Here is a 16,507-nt window from a genome sequence, read left to right on the forward strand (position 1 = left end):
CTAGTGCAAAATCGATCGAAATAGATCAAGATCGCTCACCGAAAGCCGGCACCTCGCCGGCGTCGGGGGATCTCGATTGTTTCATTCGATCATCGGACCGATGCAGCGCCGGTACATCGCGGCGCTGCTGTTCGTCACTCTCGTCAGCCTGGGTACGTCAGCGCTCGCCCAGGTGGGGCGGCAGTTTCCATCCGAAAAACAGCTCGTGCTCGACCGGATCACGGGTCGGCCGCTCACCTTGCTCACCTCGGGCGCTTTCAACGACGCAAAGATCTATCCCACTCACCCGCAATGGGCCGCCGACGGCGTGCACATCCTGTTTCGTTCGACGGGTCGCAGCGCCGACGGGCATTCGCAGATTTTCGCCGTGAATGAGATCACCGGCCGCATCACGCAGGTCAGCGCCGGCGAGGGTGTCGAGACCGGCAGCATCAACGTCGCTCGGCTGTCGAACAAGGTGTACTACATACGTCGCGGCCGGGGCGATGCGCCAGCGAGTCTGATCGAGGTCGATCTCACTGCTTTGGTGACGGACTCGGGAGCGCGTGCCGGCAATGCCGAAAGAAACATCGGCGCTTTGCCCAAGGGCTTCATCGGCGCTGGTGGCTTCACGCTGGATGCCGATGAAAAGGCCGCGTATTTCGGCTTCGATCAGCGCCGCGCGCCGGCTCGCGAGCGTGGTCAACCCGTCCCGCAGGTTCCGGGCGGAATCCTGGCGATGGAGCTGGCCAGCGGTCGCACGCGAACCGTGCTCGAAGTGCCGTTTCGCATGGGTCATGTGCAGGCCAATCCATTGAAGCCCGGTGAGATCCTGTATTGCCACGAGACCGGCGGCGATGCGCCCCAGCGCATGTGGCTCGTCAATGCGGATGGCACGGGCAATCGCCCGGTGTTTCCCGAACAGCCGGACGACTGGGTCACGCACGAACAGTTCGCGGACGCCGATCATGTGATCTTCAACTTGATGGGCCACACCGCGAAGCTGCGTCAGCGGCCGACCGGGATCATGGTCGTCAACCTGCGCGACGGTACGGTCGAAAATCTCGGCCAGCCGGACAGTTACTACAATTCGCAACGGCCTGAACTGTATTCCGATCCGAACATTCCGGCCGGTAACGAGAATCGCGGCGGCTTCTGGCACAACGCAGTCACTTACGATCGCCGCTTCGCGGCCGGTGACGATTTCGACGGCAACATCCATCTGATCGATCGCAAGACCGGCGGTCGCACCCTGCTCAGCACGGGCCATCGCATGCGGCCCGATCACGGGCATCCCAGCTTCAGTGCCGATGGCTCGCGGCTGTTGATCCAATCGGGCATGCTGACCGATGGCCAACGCCTGTCGCTGATCGTGATCCCGACGAACGTCGCTGCGCCATGATCGCACGCGTGTGACACCGAGCATCGTTCGATGCTTCGAGTACCTTCGTTCCATCGGCGCCGACATGGCTCGCCGATCCTTGCGCATATAGAAACAAGATCAGCGCTGTTTAGCGATGCTGATCGCTTCGTAAACTATATGAGCGAATATGATTGGAATATGACACCGGTTACGCTAGTGTGAGCGCGTGCAGGGAAATACACCGGCGTTGAGGGCGCGGCCCAGCCGGTTGAGGTTCGACTATCACCACGCTTGGCGCGGGCCTTGCGTGCTGGGCCGTGCCCGACCTCATCGCCGACAGCGCTGAACATGATGCAAAGGAGCAGTCATGAAACATCAAGGATGGATGCGGGGTTGGCTGTTTGTGCCGTTGTTGCTGGTGGCAACGCAGGCGTACTCACAGGCGCAAATGGAACGGCTGTCACGCGGCGTGGTGGCGGTTCGTAGCGGCAGTTCTTCCGTTTACGTCGGCTGGCGCTTGTTCGGCAACGACCCCGCCGGCATCGCCTTCAATCTGTATCGCTCCACCGCGGGTGGCTCGGCCACGCTGCTCAATGGCACGCCGATCACGACGAGCACCAACTTCGTCGACAACTCGGCGCCCACCTCTCAGGCAAATACTTATTTCGTGAGGCCTGTGCTGAACGGCGTGGAGCAGGCCAACAGTGCGTCGTTCACATTGCCGGCCAACGCCGCCACCGCGCAGTACCTGCAGATTCCTTTACAGGTTCCAGCCGGCGGCACGACACCCAGCGGCGAGTCGTACACCTACACGGCGAATGACATGAGCGTGGGCGATCTGGATGGCGATGGCGAGTATGAGTACGTGCTCAAGTGGGATCCGAGCAACGCCAAGGACAACTCGCAATCCGGCTACACCGGCAACGTGTATCTGGATGCGTATGAGCTCAACGGCACACGCTTGTGGCGCATCGATCTGGGAAGAAACATTCGCGCGGGCGCGCACTACACGCAGTTCATCGTGTACGACCTGGACGGTGACGGTCGCGCCGAAGTGGCCGCCAAGACGGCCGACGGCACGCGCAGCGGCACCGGGCAGGTCATTGGCAGCGCCAGCGCGGATCATCGCAACAGCAGCGGCTACATTCTGGCCGGGCCAGAGTACCTGACGATCTTCAACGGACAGAACGGGGCGATTCTCGCCACCACCGACTATATTCCCGCTCGCGGCAACGTCGGCTCTTGGGGCGACACTTACGGCAATCGTGTCGACCGTTTTCTCGCCGGGGTCGCGTATCTCGATGGCCAACGACCCAGTTTGATCATGTCCCGCGGTTATTACACGCGTGCCGTGATCGTCGCCTGGGACTGGCGCAACGGGCAGCTCACCCAGCGCTGGACGTTCGACAGCAACGCATCCGGCAACTCCGCCTATGCCGGGCAGGGCAACCATAATCTCTCCATCGCCGACGTCGATGCCGATGGTCGGCAGGAAGTCATCTTCGGCGCCGCGACCATCGATGACAACGGACGCGGGCTGTATGTTAGCGGCCTGGGGCACGGCGATGCGTTGCACGTCGGCGATTTCATCCCGTCGCGCGCCGGGCTGGAGATTTGGGGCATTCACGAATCGAGCTCCGTGCCAGGCGCCGACCTTCGCGATGCGCGCACGGGCGCTCGCATATTCGCAATCAACAACACCTCGGGAAGCGAGGGGCCAGGGCGCGGCGTGGCCGGAGATATTTATGCGGGCAACGCCGGCGCGGAGTTCTGGGGTTCGGGGCCGGGAATGACGAGTCTGTTCAACGCCTCCGGCGGTTCGGTGGGGCGCACGCCGAGTTCGGCGAACTTCCTCGTGTGGTGGGACTCGGACACGGTCCGTGAATTGCTCGATAGCAATCACATCGATAAGTATGGAACGTCCTCGGACACGCGGCTGCTGACGGGCTCGGGCGTCACGTCGAACAACGGCACCAAGGCTACGCCCGCCTTGAGCGGCGATGTTCTTGGCGACTGGCGCGAGGAGGTCATCTGGCGCACCACCGATAACGCTTACTTGCGTATCTACACAACCACCAACGTCGCAACCAATCGTCTCTATACCTTCCTGCACGATCCTCAGTATCGAGTGGCGCTGGCGTGGCAGAACGTGGCTTACAACCAGCCGCCGCATCCGAGCTTCTTTGTCGGCGCCGGCATGTCCGCGCCGCCGACGCCGAACATCACGATCGTCGGTGGCGGCAATCCGGGGACGGAGCACACCTATCAGGCCGAGAATGGTCTGGTGGGCGGGGGAACCGTCACCGAGAACACCAATGCAGGATACCTCGGCAATGCGTATGTGAATTCGTCGGCCAACGGCGGCTATCTGGAGATTCGTGATGTCGATGGTCGCGGCGGCGGCAGCAAGACGCTCGCCATTCGCTTTGCACTGGGCGTGACCTCGAGCCGCACCGGACGTTTGTTGGTGAACGGCGCGGCTCAGAACATCACATTCAATCCGACCGGCTCGTGGACTGCGTGGTCGACGCTGAATGTGCCGGTCACGCTCAACAACGGCAGCAATGTTCTGCGGTTCGAATCGACCGGGCAGGATCTGGGCAACATCGATCAAGTGACCGTGCAATAGCTTCGTCATCGATCCGTGTCAGAGACCAAGGAGGCAGAGCGATGAAAACGGCTGTTCAGTACCTTGCGCGGCTGGTGCTGCTGGGCTGGCTGATCGCGCCCGGCATCAGCCTCGCGGGTTTTTCGATTCAGGGCGGTCAGCTGGTGGACGACAACGGCGTGCCGTTCATCATGCGCGGGATCAACTATCCCTACACCTGGTTTCAATCGCGACCGACTCAGCAGGACTTCGCCGCCATGGCGGCGACCGGCGCAAACACAGTGCGTATCGTGCTGTCGACGGGCGGCCAGTGGGCCCGCGTGCCCGGCGCGCAGGTCAGCCAGGTCATCCAATGGGCGAAGGACAACCGCATGATCGCGGTGCTCGAGGTGCACGATTCCACCGGCTGGAGCGAGCAGACCACCGCAGTGCCGATCTCCGATGCGGTGGCGTACTGGACCAGCGCCGATATCCGCGCGGCGATCAACGGCCAGGAAAACTTCGTGATCATCAACATCGCGAATGAGCCGTTCGGCAACACTACCAGCGCCAACTATGTTCCCGACACGACGGCGGCAATTCAGGCGCTGCGCGCGGCGGGCCTCACGCACACGATCATGATCGACGCGGCGAACTGGGGGCAGGACTGGTCCAACACCATGCGCGACAACGCCATGCAGCTGTGGAATGCAGATTCGCGTCGCAATCTGCTGTTCAGCGTGCACATGTACGAGGTATATCAAACCGCCGCGCCCATCATCGCGTACATGCAAGCCTTCGACGACATGGGGCTGCCACTCGTGATCGGCGAGTTCGGACCACAGAACAACGGTCAACCGGTGGATGTGGAAACCGTGTTCGCTCAAGCCCAGCAGCGCGGCAATGGTTACATCGGCTGGTCCTGGTCAGGCAATGGCAGTGGTGGCGTGGTGCTGGACATGGTGCAGAACTTCAGCACCACGTTCACTTCCTGGGGTGAGCGCATCGTCAACGGCCCGAATGGCATTCGGGCGACCTCGGTGCGAGCGAGCGTATTCCCGAACGGCGGCAACAACCTGAGCGTCGCGCCGGCATCGCTGTCGTTCAGTGCAGGCGCGTCTTCCGCACCCGTGGCTGTGACATCCAACGTCGCTTGGAGCGCCACCGACGATCAGTCCTGGCTGACCGTCGCGCCTGCATCGGGCAACAACAACGGCAGCTTCACCGTCACTGCAACGGCCAATTCCGCATCGACCGCTCGCACCGGCACCGTCACTGTGAGCGGCGGCGGCATCTCGCGCCCGATCGCCGTGACCCAAGCGGGGCAGAGCTCACCGATCGGTTCAGTGACTGCCAGCGGCGTCGTGACCAGCAGCAGTGGCTGGTTCACCGAACAACAACTTCGCCTTTCAAACACCGCGACGATCACCGCGCTGTCCATCACCATCACCGTACAACGCACCACCGGCGTGAGCGCTTCGGGTCAATACAACACCGTCGGCGGCATCATCTCGCAAAGTCATAGCAGCACATCGAGTGCCATTACTTACTCGTTCTCGCTGAACTCCGGCCAGTCGCTGTCACCATCGACCAACCGCGTCTTCGCCGTGCAAATGAGTGGCAACGGCACCGTGCATCCGTCCAGCGGCGACACCTACACCGTCACCGGCACCGCCGGCGGACAGGCGTTCGCGTTGAACGGAACGTTCTAACGGAGGAGGGCAAGCCTCAGTGCTTGCCCTTCGACACCATGTGCACGAGGGCGACGATGACGCCGCCGATGATCAGGCCGACGACGGCGGAGCCTGCGGCGAAGGTCAGCCAGGATGCGACGCCGCCCAGGGCGGGGGTGTGTCCGGCCAGTTCGGAGAGGTGATGGATGAAGTGCGGTAGCGCGTTCAGGTGAAAGTGTTCGAGGCCGTGGACGATGATGCCGCCGCCCACCCACAGCATGGCGGCGGTGCCGACGAAGCTCAGCGTCTTGAGCAGGTGAGGCATCGACTTCACCAGGCCGCGGCCGAAGGACGCGGTCGCAGCCGAGGAGCGTTGCGCCAGATGCACGCCGACATCGTCCATCTTCACGATCAAGCCGACGACGCCATACACCGCGACTGTGATGAAGAAGCTCACCACCACCAGGGCGGCAGCTTGGATCGCGAACGGGCGATCGGCCACGGTGGCCAGCGCAATCGCCATGATCTCGCCGGACAGGATCAGATCGGTGCGAATGGCGCCGGAGATCTTGTGCGCTTCCATCTCGGCCGAGCTCAGCGCGAGCTCTTCGACGTGCGGTGTCTTGTCGACCTTGCCGGTCACTCGGGCGATGGCTTCGATGATTTTCTCGGTGGCTTCGAAACACAGGTAGGCGCCGCCGAGCATCAGGATCGGGGTCACGGCCCAGGGAGCGAACGCGCTCAGCAGCAGCGCGCCGGGTAACAGGAACAAAAACTTATTGCGCAGCGAACCCTTCGCGATCTTCCACACGATGGGCAGTTCGCGTTCGGGCGTGAAGCCCATCGCATAGCCCGGCGTCACCGCGGCGTCGTCGACCACCACGCCGATCGCTTTGGAGCCGGCCTTGCCTGCCGCGGCAGTCACATCATCGAGGGAGGCGGCCGCCATCTTGGCGATGGCCGCGACGTCATCCAGTAGGGCAGCGAGTCCGGAAGCCATCGTTCACATCTTTCGTGTTGTTCGACTTGGGGGCGCAGTCTAAACGATGCGCATTCCTCGCGAGCAAGCTTCTTGACAGCCCCGAGCCGCCGCGTCATTCTCGATGACACCGGTGGCAATTGCGCATTTCAGCGACTCCGCCGGCGAATCAACGGACTCACGGATGAAGTCGACGCCGTGACTGCGGCGCCCTGCGTCCGATAAAAATCAAGGAAGACAGCCATGCCGCGAGGGGATTCGAGGGGTATTCCTGCCGTCGTGTCGGCGGTCGGCGTTCTGCTCTCGTGCTCGGCGATCGCCGAGCCACAACAATCATCCAGTTCGACCGCAGCGCCACCGGTAGAAGAAGTGGTGGTCACCGGCTACCGAGGCAGTCTCGCCGTGGCGCTCGAGGAGAAGCGCGAGCAAAGCGGTGTGGTCGACGTCATCAAAGCTGAAGACGTGGCCAAGTTTCCTGACGCCAATCTCGCCGAATCTTTGCAACGTTTGCCCGGTGTCGTCGTGGCGCGCGATGGCGGCGAGGGCCGCAGCATCTCGGTACGCGGTCTGGGGCCCGATTACACGCGGGTGCGCCTGAACGGACTGGAGGCGCAAACCACTTCCAACGGTTTCGAAGGGATCAATCGCACCCGCGGCTTCGACTTCAACGTGTTCGCATCCGAACTGTTCAACAGTTTGACGGTGCGCAAGACGCCCTCGGCCGCGACCGAAGAAGGCTCGCTCGGCGCGACTGTCGATTTGCAGACGGCGCGGCCCTTCGACAAGACCGGCACGCAGTTCGCGTTCTCCTCCAAGGTGAGCTACAACGACCTGAGCGAAAAGACCGATCCACGCTTTGCGTTGCTGGCATCCAATACATTCTTCGAAGACACCGTGGGCGTGCTGGTTTCGGCAGCTTATTCGAAGAGCCGCAAGATCAGCCAGGCAAGTCACAACCTGAATTGGGATCGCATGACCGAGAACGGCGGCTGGTGCGACCCCGCCAATCCCGCCGGCGTGTGCTACGGGGAGTATCCAGAAGGCATCAGCTACGAACAGTTGCGCTCCGCGAGCATCTATCACCCGCGCATACCGCGCCTGGCGCAGTTCGCCGTGGACAATGAGAGGCTTGGCGTCACATCCGCGATCCAGTGGCGACCAGCGGCAGGAACGGAGGTGACGCTGGATCTGCTGTACTCGCGGCATGAGGGCTTGCGTCAGGAAAGCTTGCTGACGCCGATCGGTTTGTTTCGCGGGCAGTCTCAGCAGGGCAAGCCCGAAACCATCGTGCGCGAAGCCGAAATCCGCGGCAACGATCTCATTTACGCACGCCTTGATAACGTGGATCTGCGCGCCGAGAACTCCATCTTCGATTTCAACACCGTGTTCAAGCAGGCCGGTTTGACCATCGATCAGGAGCTCAGCGAGCGCTGGCGGGCAAGCTTGCAGCTGGGCGCTTCCGATTCAGACTTCGACGAGCCACGCGAGACCACGCTACAGGTGGACCGGCTCAACACCGATGGTTTCATCTACGATTTTCGTCAGAGCCAGACGCGGCCGCGCATCGTGTGGGGTTTCGATACCACCGATCCCGCCAATTATTACTACGGGCCGGCGCAGCCCGGCTTCACCGGCGGCTCGACCGGCCCTGAGATCCGGCTGCGGCCGCAGGCGGTGGAGAATACGTTCCGCCAAGGCGCGCTGGACGTCGAGTTCGACCTGTCACGAAGCTGGAAGTTGAAGACTGGCGTCAACGTCAGGAAATATACATTCGACTCCGATTCGCGCCGTATGGCCAATGAGCGCAGCATCCCGGCGCTTCCAGCCGGAGTCACGGTGGCGGACCTGGTAGGGCAGTTCTCCGGCTTCGTTGGTTTCGGAGTGCCGTCCGACACGGCCACTGCCTGGGTGCTGCCGAGCGAACAGGCTTTCATCGACATCTTTGATATCTACAGTAACACCGGTGTGTTCGAGTTGCGGCGGGATGTTGCATCGGCGCGCAGTAACATCTACTCCGTCGATGAGAAAGACACCGCGGCCTATGTGCAAGGTGACTTCAACGCTGAGCTGCTGGGCTTGCCGGTGCGAGGCGATGTCGGCGTGCGCTTCGTGCGCACCGATCAGGATTCAGTGGGCTTCGCCGAAGCCGGTGTGAACACGCAGCTCCTGCGAGTTTCGCGCAGCTACGACGATTGGCTGCCCGCTGCGAACCTGGCGCTGGAGCTTCGCGACGATGTCGTCGCGCGGTTCGCCGTGTCGCGGGTGATGACGCGTCCGCCGTTGGCGCAATTGACGCCGGGCGGTTCGGTCAACGTGTTTGGCGGCACGCGCCAGGTCAATCAAGGCAATCCCAACCTGGATCCGATCGAGGCCGACGCGTTCGACGCCGGCATCGAGTGGTATTTCGCACCGGAATCCGTGGTGTCTCTGGGCTTCTTCTACAAGGATGTGAAAACGTATATCGCCACCCTGCGCACCACCCAGCCGTTCAACACGCTCGGCATTCCCGAGGCAGTGCTGATCGGCACCGGCGTCACGCCGACTGACGACTTCGTGTATTCGCGTCCGGTCAACAGCGACGGCGGGCCGTTGCGCGGCGTCGAGCTGAATGTGCAAATGCCGCTCAGCTTCCTGCCCGGTTGGCTGCAGAACTTCGGCGTGCTCGCCAACTACACCCGAGTGAGCTCCGATATCACGTATGTGGTGGATCCAAGCGTGCCCGTTGGCGCGCCGGGCAGGACCGCGGTGCTGCCCTTGATCAATCTGTCTGAAGAATCGGCCAACGCCACGCTGTACTACGGCGCGGGCGGATTCGAGGCGCGAGTGTCAGCCTCGTATCGGGACGACTACCTGCGCATCGTCCCGGGGCTGAACGGTCAAGATGCCGACGCGACCGAAGGCAGCGTGTATCTGGACGCCTCGCTGAGCTACTCCTTCGGCGAGCATTATCAGGTCTCGCTGGAGGGCCAGAATCTCGGCGACACGTACGAGCATCTCTATAACGATACTCGAGCCGAGCGTAACGAGTACTACCGAAATTTCGGCCGCCAGTACACGGCCGGGTTTCGTTATAGCTTTTGAGCTCAGTAGGCGTTCTTGCGGATCTTCTGAGCCGAGTCGCGCGGCTTCGGCTGATCCGGGAAGCCGCCGGGCGGCTGTTTTTTCTCCAGCGCCTTTTTCATGGTCTCCGCCCAGCTGGCCTTGGGCTTGCGGGCGGCGGTCTTGGCGCTCGACGGCTTGGTTCTCGACGGAGCTTTTTTCGCGGCAGCTTTGGTGCTCATGGGACCTCTGATCTTGAGTGACGACACCCCATAATGCCTCGCGGGGCGTTCAAGCTCCATGCCGTTGTAACTATTGCTGAACAGATTCACGCTCCGGTGCCTTGCTACCCCAACCTCCGAGGCGGGCGGCGGCCTGGTACGTGCTCTGCAAAAATTCCCGCAGCGCCTGCTCCGGGGCTGCGGCGCATTGGGGAAAGTGCCAGCATGCGCGCACCGCTGGAGATGGAAGGGGGCGCTCTTCCTACGTCAAGACCGTCGGGCTGCATCGATCGCGGCGGCAAGTTGCCACATCCCCGCGCGAATCGCCGCCGGTCGACACGCCCCGAATCCCATCACCAGTGCGTTTTGACTCTGCCCGCTGCCGTAGTTGTATGCAGATAGCGGTGTGACTTCGATGTGGCGGGCGGCAGCCTGGGAGAAGACGCGCTCGGCGTCGGCTCCTTCCAGATCGGCCACGGCGTGCAGGCCCGAATGCACCGGTCGAAGGCATAGCGGCGCGCCGGTGCGATCGATGGCCGTTCTCAGCGCCGCGAGTCTTTCCGCATATTCGAGTTGCATGCGGCGAACGTGTCGCTGGTAGTGACCGCGCGTGATGAACTCCGACAGGATCATTTGATCCAGCAGCGGTGGATGCACATCGCTCGCCATGCGCGCGCGGCTGAATCCGTCCACCAGATCGCTGGGCACGATCAAGAACCCCAGGCGCAGCGCTGGAAACAAGGTTTTGCTGAAGGAGCCGAGGTAGATCACGCGGCCGTCCGGATCGAGCGCATGGAGGCAGGGCAGTGGGACCGCGTCGTAGCGGAAGATGCAGTCATAGTCGTCTTCCAGAATCCACGCGAGCGACTCGCTCGCCCAGGCGAGCAGACTGTGTCGTCGTTCCAGGCTCATCGGCACGCCGAGTGGAAATTGATGCGACGGCGTGACGTAGGCGAGGCGCGCGGGAGACTGTCGAGTGACGATCATTCCTTCTGCATCCACCGGCATACACACCGCTTTGGCGCCTGCCGAGAGCAGCGCGCTGTGCGCACCGGGATAGCCGGGATCTTCGATCCAGACGTTGTCTCCGATGTCGAGCAGCAAATGAAACACCAGGTCGATGCCGCGCTGGGCGCCGGCCACGACCAGTACTTGCTCCGGGTCGCAACTGGTGCCGCGCGAGCGCATCTGCTCGGCGATGGCCTGGCGCAAGCGATTGAGGCCGGCGAGTCGGGAGTAATCGAGTCGCGCCGGCGACAGGGACCGCACGCACTGCCGGGCGATGTGCGACCACAATCGAACAGGGAACATATCGACGGCCGGAGTGCCAAGTCGGAACGGCCGCGGAGGCGACGGGGTGCGACGATCGATGGCTCGCGCTCGCGCCAGCGATTGTCCACGGCACGAAAGCAGTGGATGTTTCGTGGTCGATGTGGCGGAGACCATGTGCAGATCAGGCCGCCGATCCGGCAGATCCCTGGCGATATAAATGCCCGATCCTGGCTTCGGCACGATGTAACCTTCCGCTTTCAATTGCTCGAAAGCCAGCAGCACCGTGGTCCGAGAAACCCCAAGATCGGCCGCCAGCGCGCGCGTGGAAGGCAGACGGCTGTCGGCGCTCAGCACCCCTTCGATGATGGATCTGCGAATACAGAGGTAGATCTGATCCTGCAGCGTCTGACCGCACGCCGGTTCGATGCGGATCGGCAGTGTGACCGTCTTGGCCATGACTCTTCCCTGCAGCGTTCCATGCCAAAAGCCGCGCCGGCTCCAAAACGAAGCGGCGCGGCCGTGAGTCGAACAGAGCAATCATCGCAATGTATGAGCGATTGCGCGAGCCAGGGCGGCGTGGCCCGCGTCGTTCGGATGCAGGCCATCGCCGGTATCATAGGCTGGCAACATTCTGGTGGGATCGGCGGGGTCTCGCAGAGCCAGGTCGTAGTCGACCACCGCGTCGAACTCACGCGTGGTCCGGATCCAATGATTGACTGCCTGACGCTTGGCCTCGTTCTCAGGTGTATAGACGTTCTCGAAGATGCTGCTGCCGTTCGGTAGCAATGTGGCGCCATAGACGCGCAGGCCCCGGAGCTTCGCGCGACGGATCAGTTGTCGCAAGCCGGCGATGATCTGGTCGGCGCTGGTGGTTTCCGCCGGCGCGCCGAAGACCGTGGAGTAGATAATGTCGACATAACCGAGCTCGATCAGAATCTGGGTGACGCCCGTGGCGTTCAGCACCTCGCGCTCGAAGCGGGATACACCGCTCGGCCCGCAAACATCCCACAGCAGCCGGGCGCAACCCGTGGATTGATTGATAATGGCGAGCCGCGCCGGGCCGAATGTGGGATTGATCATCCGCGACAAGACATCGCTGACCCGCAGATTCGCGTCTTGGGTCGTGGTGGAGCCTTCGCTGATCGAATCGCCGAACAGCGCCAGTGCGCCCACCCGATGTGAAGGTAACACTTCGACAAAACTCAGCCAGTAACGCGAGCGTGTGGTGAGCTGGGTGGGGAAGTCGACGGCAGCGCTGAAGTCACCCGGCGTGGAAATGTAGGCGGTCTGGTTGCCGTTCGGGTGATAGGCGGCCAGCTCGGTGTTTTGCGCGACGTAGAGGCTGATCGCGAGACGCGAGTTGGAAGGCAGGTGCATCTGGATCGGATCGCTCACCGCCACCGAGCCTTGCGGAATCACGATCGATGCTTGTCCCTGGAAGCTCAACGCTCGAGCTGAGTTGGGAACAATCGACGCACCGGCGGCGGGAACGGCCACGCTCGCGGTTCCAACGACCAGCGGCGCCTGGCCGTACTCGTTGGACAATCGCACGCGTACTCGCGAGCCGCCCGCGCTGATGGGCACGATCTGCCGCACGGTTTGATGATCGAAGGCGACAGAGCTGTCACCGAGTGACGTGCCGGGCGCCATCAGCGGCACGCTCCAGGTTGCGACCCATCGCGCGCCGCCCAACTCGTTCGTCTGTGCGATGGCCGGACCGCAACTCGCCGCCACCATCAGAATACTTGCGGCCGCTGCGAGGACGTAGCGGCGCGACCACGTGATCAGCTTATCCATGTCTCATGTCTCCTGCAGGCCCGCTATCAGGCGCTGCAGTGTGAGGACGCGGGAGCGCTGCGTGGTAGCTCCACTTCGACGCAGTTGAATAAAGCCAGTTGTCAGGCCATTGCGTTCGAATCGGGTGGGTTCCAGGTCCAGATCGCCAGCGCCAACAGCGCAGGCGCTGGCCAATCGGTGTGGAGTAGGCCGACTACCAGGGATCTACGTGGACACGCCGTGCCACTACGGCTGCCCTACGACCACTTCACTGATTTGCAACACCGGCGTGAGGTCGGTGTAGTTGGGAATATCGCCCAAAATCTCCTGGGCGTGCGGAGCGAACGCGGTGTTGAAGGCGTCGACCGAGTCGCAATAGATGTGACACATGGCCACATACGTCGGCGCTTCGCCCGGACTGCCGCCCGCGAGCCCTTTGTCTACTGTATAGAAACGGCATACGTGCCCCAGTCGCTCCTGCACCAGCGGCATGTGCTTGTCGCGATAGTAGGCGTGGTCGAACCGAGCCTCTGGCTTGTGCGGATACATCACGCTGACCTTGATCATCGTCCGTCTCCTTTATCATGCGGCCCCGATGTTCGATCCTGCGCCCGCGGCGCGCGTTCGTCCACCGTTATCGCAACGCCTCGATGGGCTGCAGAGTCAGGGCGCGCCGGATGTGGCGTGCCTGGATCTCAGATCTCCGCCAGCCGCTGGACGGTGTCTGGGTATCGCTGCAACATACGAATCAGCAGCGCGGCCTAGGCGTTGGGTCCACCGTCGGAGGATTGAAGATGGCCAACGATCGAGTGTTTGCGATCAAATTCGCGAAGGTTTATCCGATGTACGTTCAGAAGGCCGAGCGTAAGAATCGCACCAAGGAGGAAGTGGATCGGATCATCTGCTGGCTGACCGGCTATAGCCCGGCGCAGCTACAGCAAATCGATCAGGAAACCGATTTCCGGACTTTTTTCGCCAACGCGCCTGCCCTGCATCCAAACAGCGCCCTGATCAAAGGCGTGGTGTGTGGTGTCCGCGTGGAGGATATCGAAGATCCGCTGATGCGGAAGATCCGTTATCTGGACAAGCTGATCGATGAGCTCGCCAGGGGCAAAGCGATGGACAAGATTCTGCGGCAGTGACTCGCGCCGGCGTGCTTCGTGGTCGTTCACGTAAAGCGCTACTATCAAACCCATGAGTGAAGTCAAAGCGCTACTCGATCTGCTAGGCATCGAGCATCCCATCATTCAGGCGCCGATGGCGGGCGTGTCGACGCCGGAGTTGGCGGCGGCCGTTTCGAACGCGGGTGGCTTGGGGTCGTTGGGATTGGGTGCGAGCAGTGTCGAGCAGGCGAGGGCGACGCTTCGTGCTACGCGGAAGCTGACTTCGCGGCCGATCAATGTGAATCTGTTCTGCCATCGGCGAGCGATGGCGGATGCGCAGCGAGAAGGGAAGTGGCTGGCGTATCTGCAGCCATTCTTTGCGGAGTACGGGGCGACGCCGCCGGAGAGTCTGAAAGAGATCTATGAAACCTTCGTCGACAACGGCGCCATGCTGGCGATGCTGTCGGAGGAACGGCCGGCGGTGGTGAGCTTTCATTTTGGATTGCCTGCGCTGGAGTGGATCGGCAGGTTGCGCGAAGCTGGCATGGTGACGCTGGCGTGTGCAACGAGCGCGGCCGAGGCGGCGGCATGTGAGCGGGCGGGAGTCGATGCGATCGTGGCGCAGGGCATGGAAGCGGGCGGGCATCGAGGTGTGTTCGACCCAGAGCTGGGCGATGATGGGATGGGTACGTTCGCGCTGGTCCGGACGTTGGTACAGCAATGTCGGCTACCCGTCATTGCGGCGGGTGGAATCATGGATGGGCGGGGGATCGCGGCGGCGATGGCGTTAGGCGCAGCGGGTGTGCAGCTGGGCACGGCGTTCGTTCTATGCCCGGAGTCGTCGGCGAATGCGGCGTATCGAGCGCAAATGAAAAGCGACCGCGCGCATCACACTCGAATCACCCCGGCCATCTCGGGCAGGCCGGCGCGCGGGCTACCGAATCGCATGTATGAGATGTCGCAGGAGAATGGCGCGCCACCTCTGCCGGACTACCCGATCGCGTACGACGCGGCCAAGGCTTTACACGCCGCGGCGAGCGCGAAGGGTAATCATGAGTTTGCCGCATACTGGGCCGGGCAGGGCGCGCCGCTGGCGCGTGAGCTGCCGGCCAGCCAATTGATGGCGACGTTGGTTGAAGAATGGCGAGCGGCCCGCGCGCCTACTACTTCAGAAACAACTGCGCAATTTGCCGCGCCGTCTGGTAAGGCTCGGGATCGTTCCTGTTAGTCAACAGCACCACAGTGAGGCGTTGCTCGGGATACCGGACGATGACGTTGCGAAAGCCGATGGTCTCACCGGAATGCCATAGTGTGCCGCCGCCGATCTGTTCCTCGGTGATGCGCCATCCCATGCCGTAGCGAACCGCGGGATCGTCGGAGTCGGTTGCCGGCGTGAACGCCAGCTGTCGCGAGCGGGCGCTGAGCAGGCGATCGCCATAGAGGGCGGCATCCCATCTGGCGAGATCGTCGATGGACGAGTAGATGCCGCCATCGCCCAGCACCGCACTGGTCTGACTCTGATCGGTTCGAGTCCAGCGGCCGCTCTCCTCGCTGTAACCGAACGCGCGATGATGGACCGTCGAAATCCCTTCCTCGAAGGCGACCGTGTCGGTCATGCCCAACGGAAGGAAGATGCGCTCGCGAAGAAAGCGAGCGAAGTCCTGCCCCGAGGCTCTGCCAACGGTCAGCGCCAGTAACGCATAGCCACTGTTGCTGTACCGGTAAGCAGTTCCGGGCGTGAAGTGAGTGCGGTTTTGAGTTTCGAGAATCGCGAGCACATCTGCATCGTGCAGTTGCCCGGTCATGGCCGGCGGAATCACGTCTTCGTAATCGATGAGCCCGGACGTGTGAGTGAGCACATGCCGAAGCGTCATCTTGGTGGCCACCTCCGGCAATCCTGGAAACCATTTGCGCAGCGAATCGTCGAGGTCCAGCTTGCCATCCTCAGCCAGTAACAGGATGGCCGCGGCGGTGAACTGCTTGGTCACCGAAGCGAGCCGGTAGTTCGTCTCGGGCGTAGCGACCGTCTGCTCTTCGAGATTCGCCAATCCGTAGGAGCGGCGCACGAGCGGCTTACCATCGCGCACAACCAACAGTGAAGCGCCCGGCACGGTGCCGTCATAGCGGCTCATCAGTTGATCGACTCGAGATTGCATAGCGACGCCCTCCGTGGAAGATGGCGCTGGACATCCACCTGTGCGAGTGAAGGCCAGATCTTCGAAGTCATAACTGAAATCCGCGTCAGGGTCCACCTTGCTCATGGTCAGTGTCGGTGTGCTCGGCGCGCCCGGCAGGCCATCGCGCGTGAAGACCAGCCACGCTTCGGTGTCGATATCCTCCTGCGACCAATCGACCAGCAGTCGTGGCCCGACTTGCATCACCTTGCCGGTGAGCTGCGGTGATTTCATCGAGGCGAAGACCACTGCGCCATCGCGATGACAGATCGAGACCTCGCCGAACCACGGGTCTCGATAGACGCCCAACCAGGATTCGATGGTCGCCAACGCGACGGGCA

13 protein-coding genes are annotated in these 16,507 nt (G+C 62.4%); 6 read left to right on the top strand and 7 right to left on the bottom strand.

Going from position 1 to position 16,507, the window contains the following annotated elements:
* Positions 1-76: 76 nt before the first annotated feature.
* The 3 genes from JM946_RS11465 to JM946_RS11475 all read left to right on the top strand — a co-directional run bounded on the left by JM946_RS11465 (position 77) and on the right by JM946_RS11475 (position 5,641).
* Positions 77-1,381 carry a hypothetical protein gene (locus tag JM946_RS11465; protein WP_203167417.1) on the top strand — a complete coding sequence of 435 codons (1,305 nt, stop codon included), beginning with the start codon at positions 77-79 and terminating at the stop codon, positions 1,379-1,381.
* A 328-nt stretch (positions 1,382-1,709) separates the two neighbouring features.
* Complete coding sequence (locus tag JM946_RS11470) at positions 1,710-3,971, top strand: rhamnogalacturonan lyase family protein (RefSeq protein WP_203167418.1); 2,262 nt, start codon at positions 1,710-1,712, stop codon at positions 3,969-3,971.
* A 41-nt stretch (positions 3,972-4,012) separates the two neighbouring features.
* A complete protein-coding gene (locus JM946_RS11475; RefSeq protein ID WP_203167419.1) occupies positions 4,013-5,641 on the top strand; it encodes a cellulase family glycosylhydrolase in 1,629 nt (542 codons plus the stop codon).
* A 16-nt stretch (positions 5,642-5,657) separates the two neighbouring features.
* Here the strand turns inward: JM946_RS11475 and JM946_RS11480 are convergent, their stop codons facing one another.
* Complete coding sequence (locus JM946_RS11480) at positions 5,658-6,602, bottom strand: DUF808 domain-containing protein (RefSeq protein ID WP_203167420.1); 945 nt, start codon at positions 6,600-6,602, stop codon at positions 5,658-5,660.
* Between the two features lie 222 nt (positions 6,603-6,824).
* Here JM946_RS11480 and JM946_RS11485 point away from each other — a divergent pair, with 222 nt between their 5' ends.
* Positions 6,825-9,662: a TonB-dependent receptor gene (locus JM946_RS11485; protein ID WP_203167421.1), complete on the top strand. Its 2,838-nt coding sequence runs from the start codon at positions 6,825-6,827 to the stop codon at positions 9,660-9,662.
* A gap of 2 nt (positions 9,663-9,664) precedes the next feature.
* Here the strand turns inward: JM946_RS11485 and JM946_RS11490 are convergent, their stop codons facing one another.
* The 5 genes from JM946_RS11490 to JM946_RS11505 form a co-directional block, all read right to left on the bottom strand.
* Positions 9,665-9,862, bottom strand: coding sequence for a hypothetical protein (locus tag JM946_RS11490; RefSeq protein ID WP_203167422.1), 198 nt, complete (start codon positions 9,860-9,862; stop codon positions 9,665-9,667).
* Positions 9,863-9,932: 70 nt separating this feature from the next.
* Entirely contained in the window at positions 9,933-10,076 is a 144-nt protein-coding gene (locus JM946_RS31600; protein ID WP_407700517.1) for a DUF5996 family protein, read from the bottom strand.
* Between the two features lie 32 nt (positions 10,077-10,108).
* Complete coding sequence (pdxR, locus tag JM946_RS11495) at positions 10,109-11,569, bottom strand: MocR-like pyridoxine biosynthesis transcription factor PdxR (protein ID WP_203167423.1); 1,461 nt, start codon at positions 11,567-11,569, stop codon at positions 10,109-10,111.
* Positions 11,570-11,650: 81 nt separating this feature from the next.
* Positions 11,651-12,910 carry an SGNH/GDSL hydrolase family protein gene (locus JM946_RS11500; protein WP_203167424.1) on the bottom strand — a complete coding sequence of 420 codons (1,260 nt, stop codon included), beginning with the start codon at positions 12,908-12,910 and terminating at the stop codon, positions 11,651-11,653.
* A gap of 225 nt (positions 12,911-13,135) precedes the next feature.
* Positions 13,136-13,456, bottom strand: a complete 321-nt coding sequence (locus tag JM946_RS11505; protein ID WP_203167425.1) for an EthD family reductase — start codon at positions 13,454-13,456, stop codon at positions 13,136-13,138.
* Between the two features lie 227 nt (positions 13,457-13,683).
* Between JM946_RS11505 and JM946_RS11510 the strand changes: the two genes are divergently transcribed.
* Both JM946_RS11510 and JM946_RS11515 read left to right on the top strand, forming a co-directional pair.
* A complete protein-coding gene (locus JM946_RS11510; RefSeq protein WP_203167426.1) occupies positions 13,684-14,031 on the top strand; it encodes a DUF2200 domain-containing protein in 348 nt (115 codons plus the stop codon).
* A gap of 52 nt (positions 14,032-14,083) precedes the next feature.
* A complete protein-coding gene (locus JM946_RS11515; protein ID WP_203167427.1) occupies positions 14,084-15,220 on the top strand; it encodes an NAD(P)H-dependent flavin oxidoreductase in 1,137 nt (378 codons plus the stop codon).
* Here the strand turns inward: JM946_RS11515 and JM946_RS31605 are convergent.
* The gene (locus JM946_RS31605; protein ID WP_456115330.1) at positions 15,156-16,253 is read right to left on the bottom strand and encodes a serine hydrolase domain-containing protein; all 1,098 of its coding nucleotides are present in this window, start codon (positions 16,251-16,253) and stop codon (positions 15,156-15,158) included. The two genes, JM946_RS11515 and JM946_RS31605, sit on opposite strands and share 65 nt — an antisense overlap.
* Positions 16,254-16,507 lie beyond the last annotated feature (254 nt).

Origin of the sequence: Steroidobacter gossypii (assembly GCF_016801985.1) — a bacterium.
GTDB lineage: Bacteria > Pseudomonadota > Gammaproteobacteria > Steroidobacterales > Steroidobacteraceae > Steroidobacter > Steroidobacter gossypii.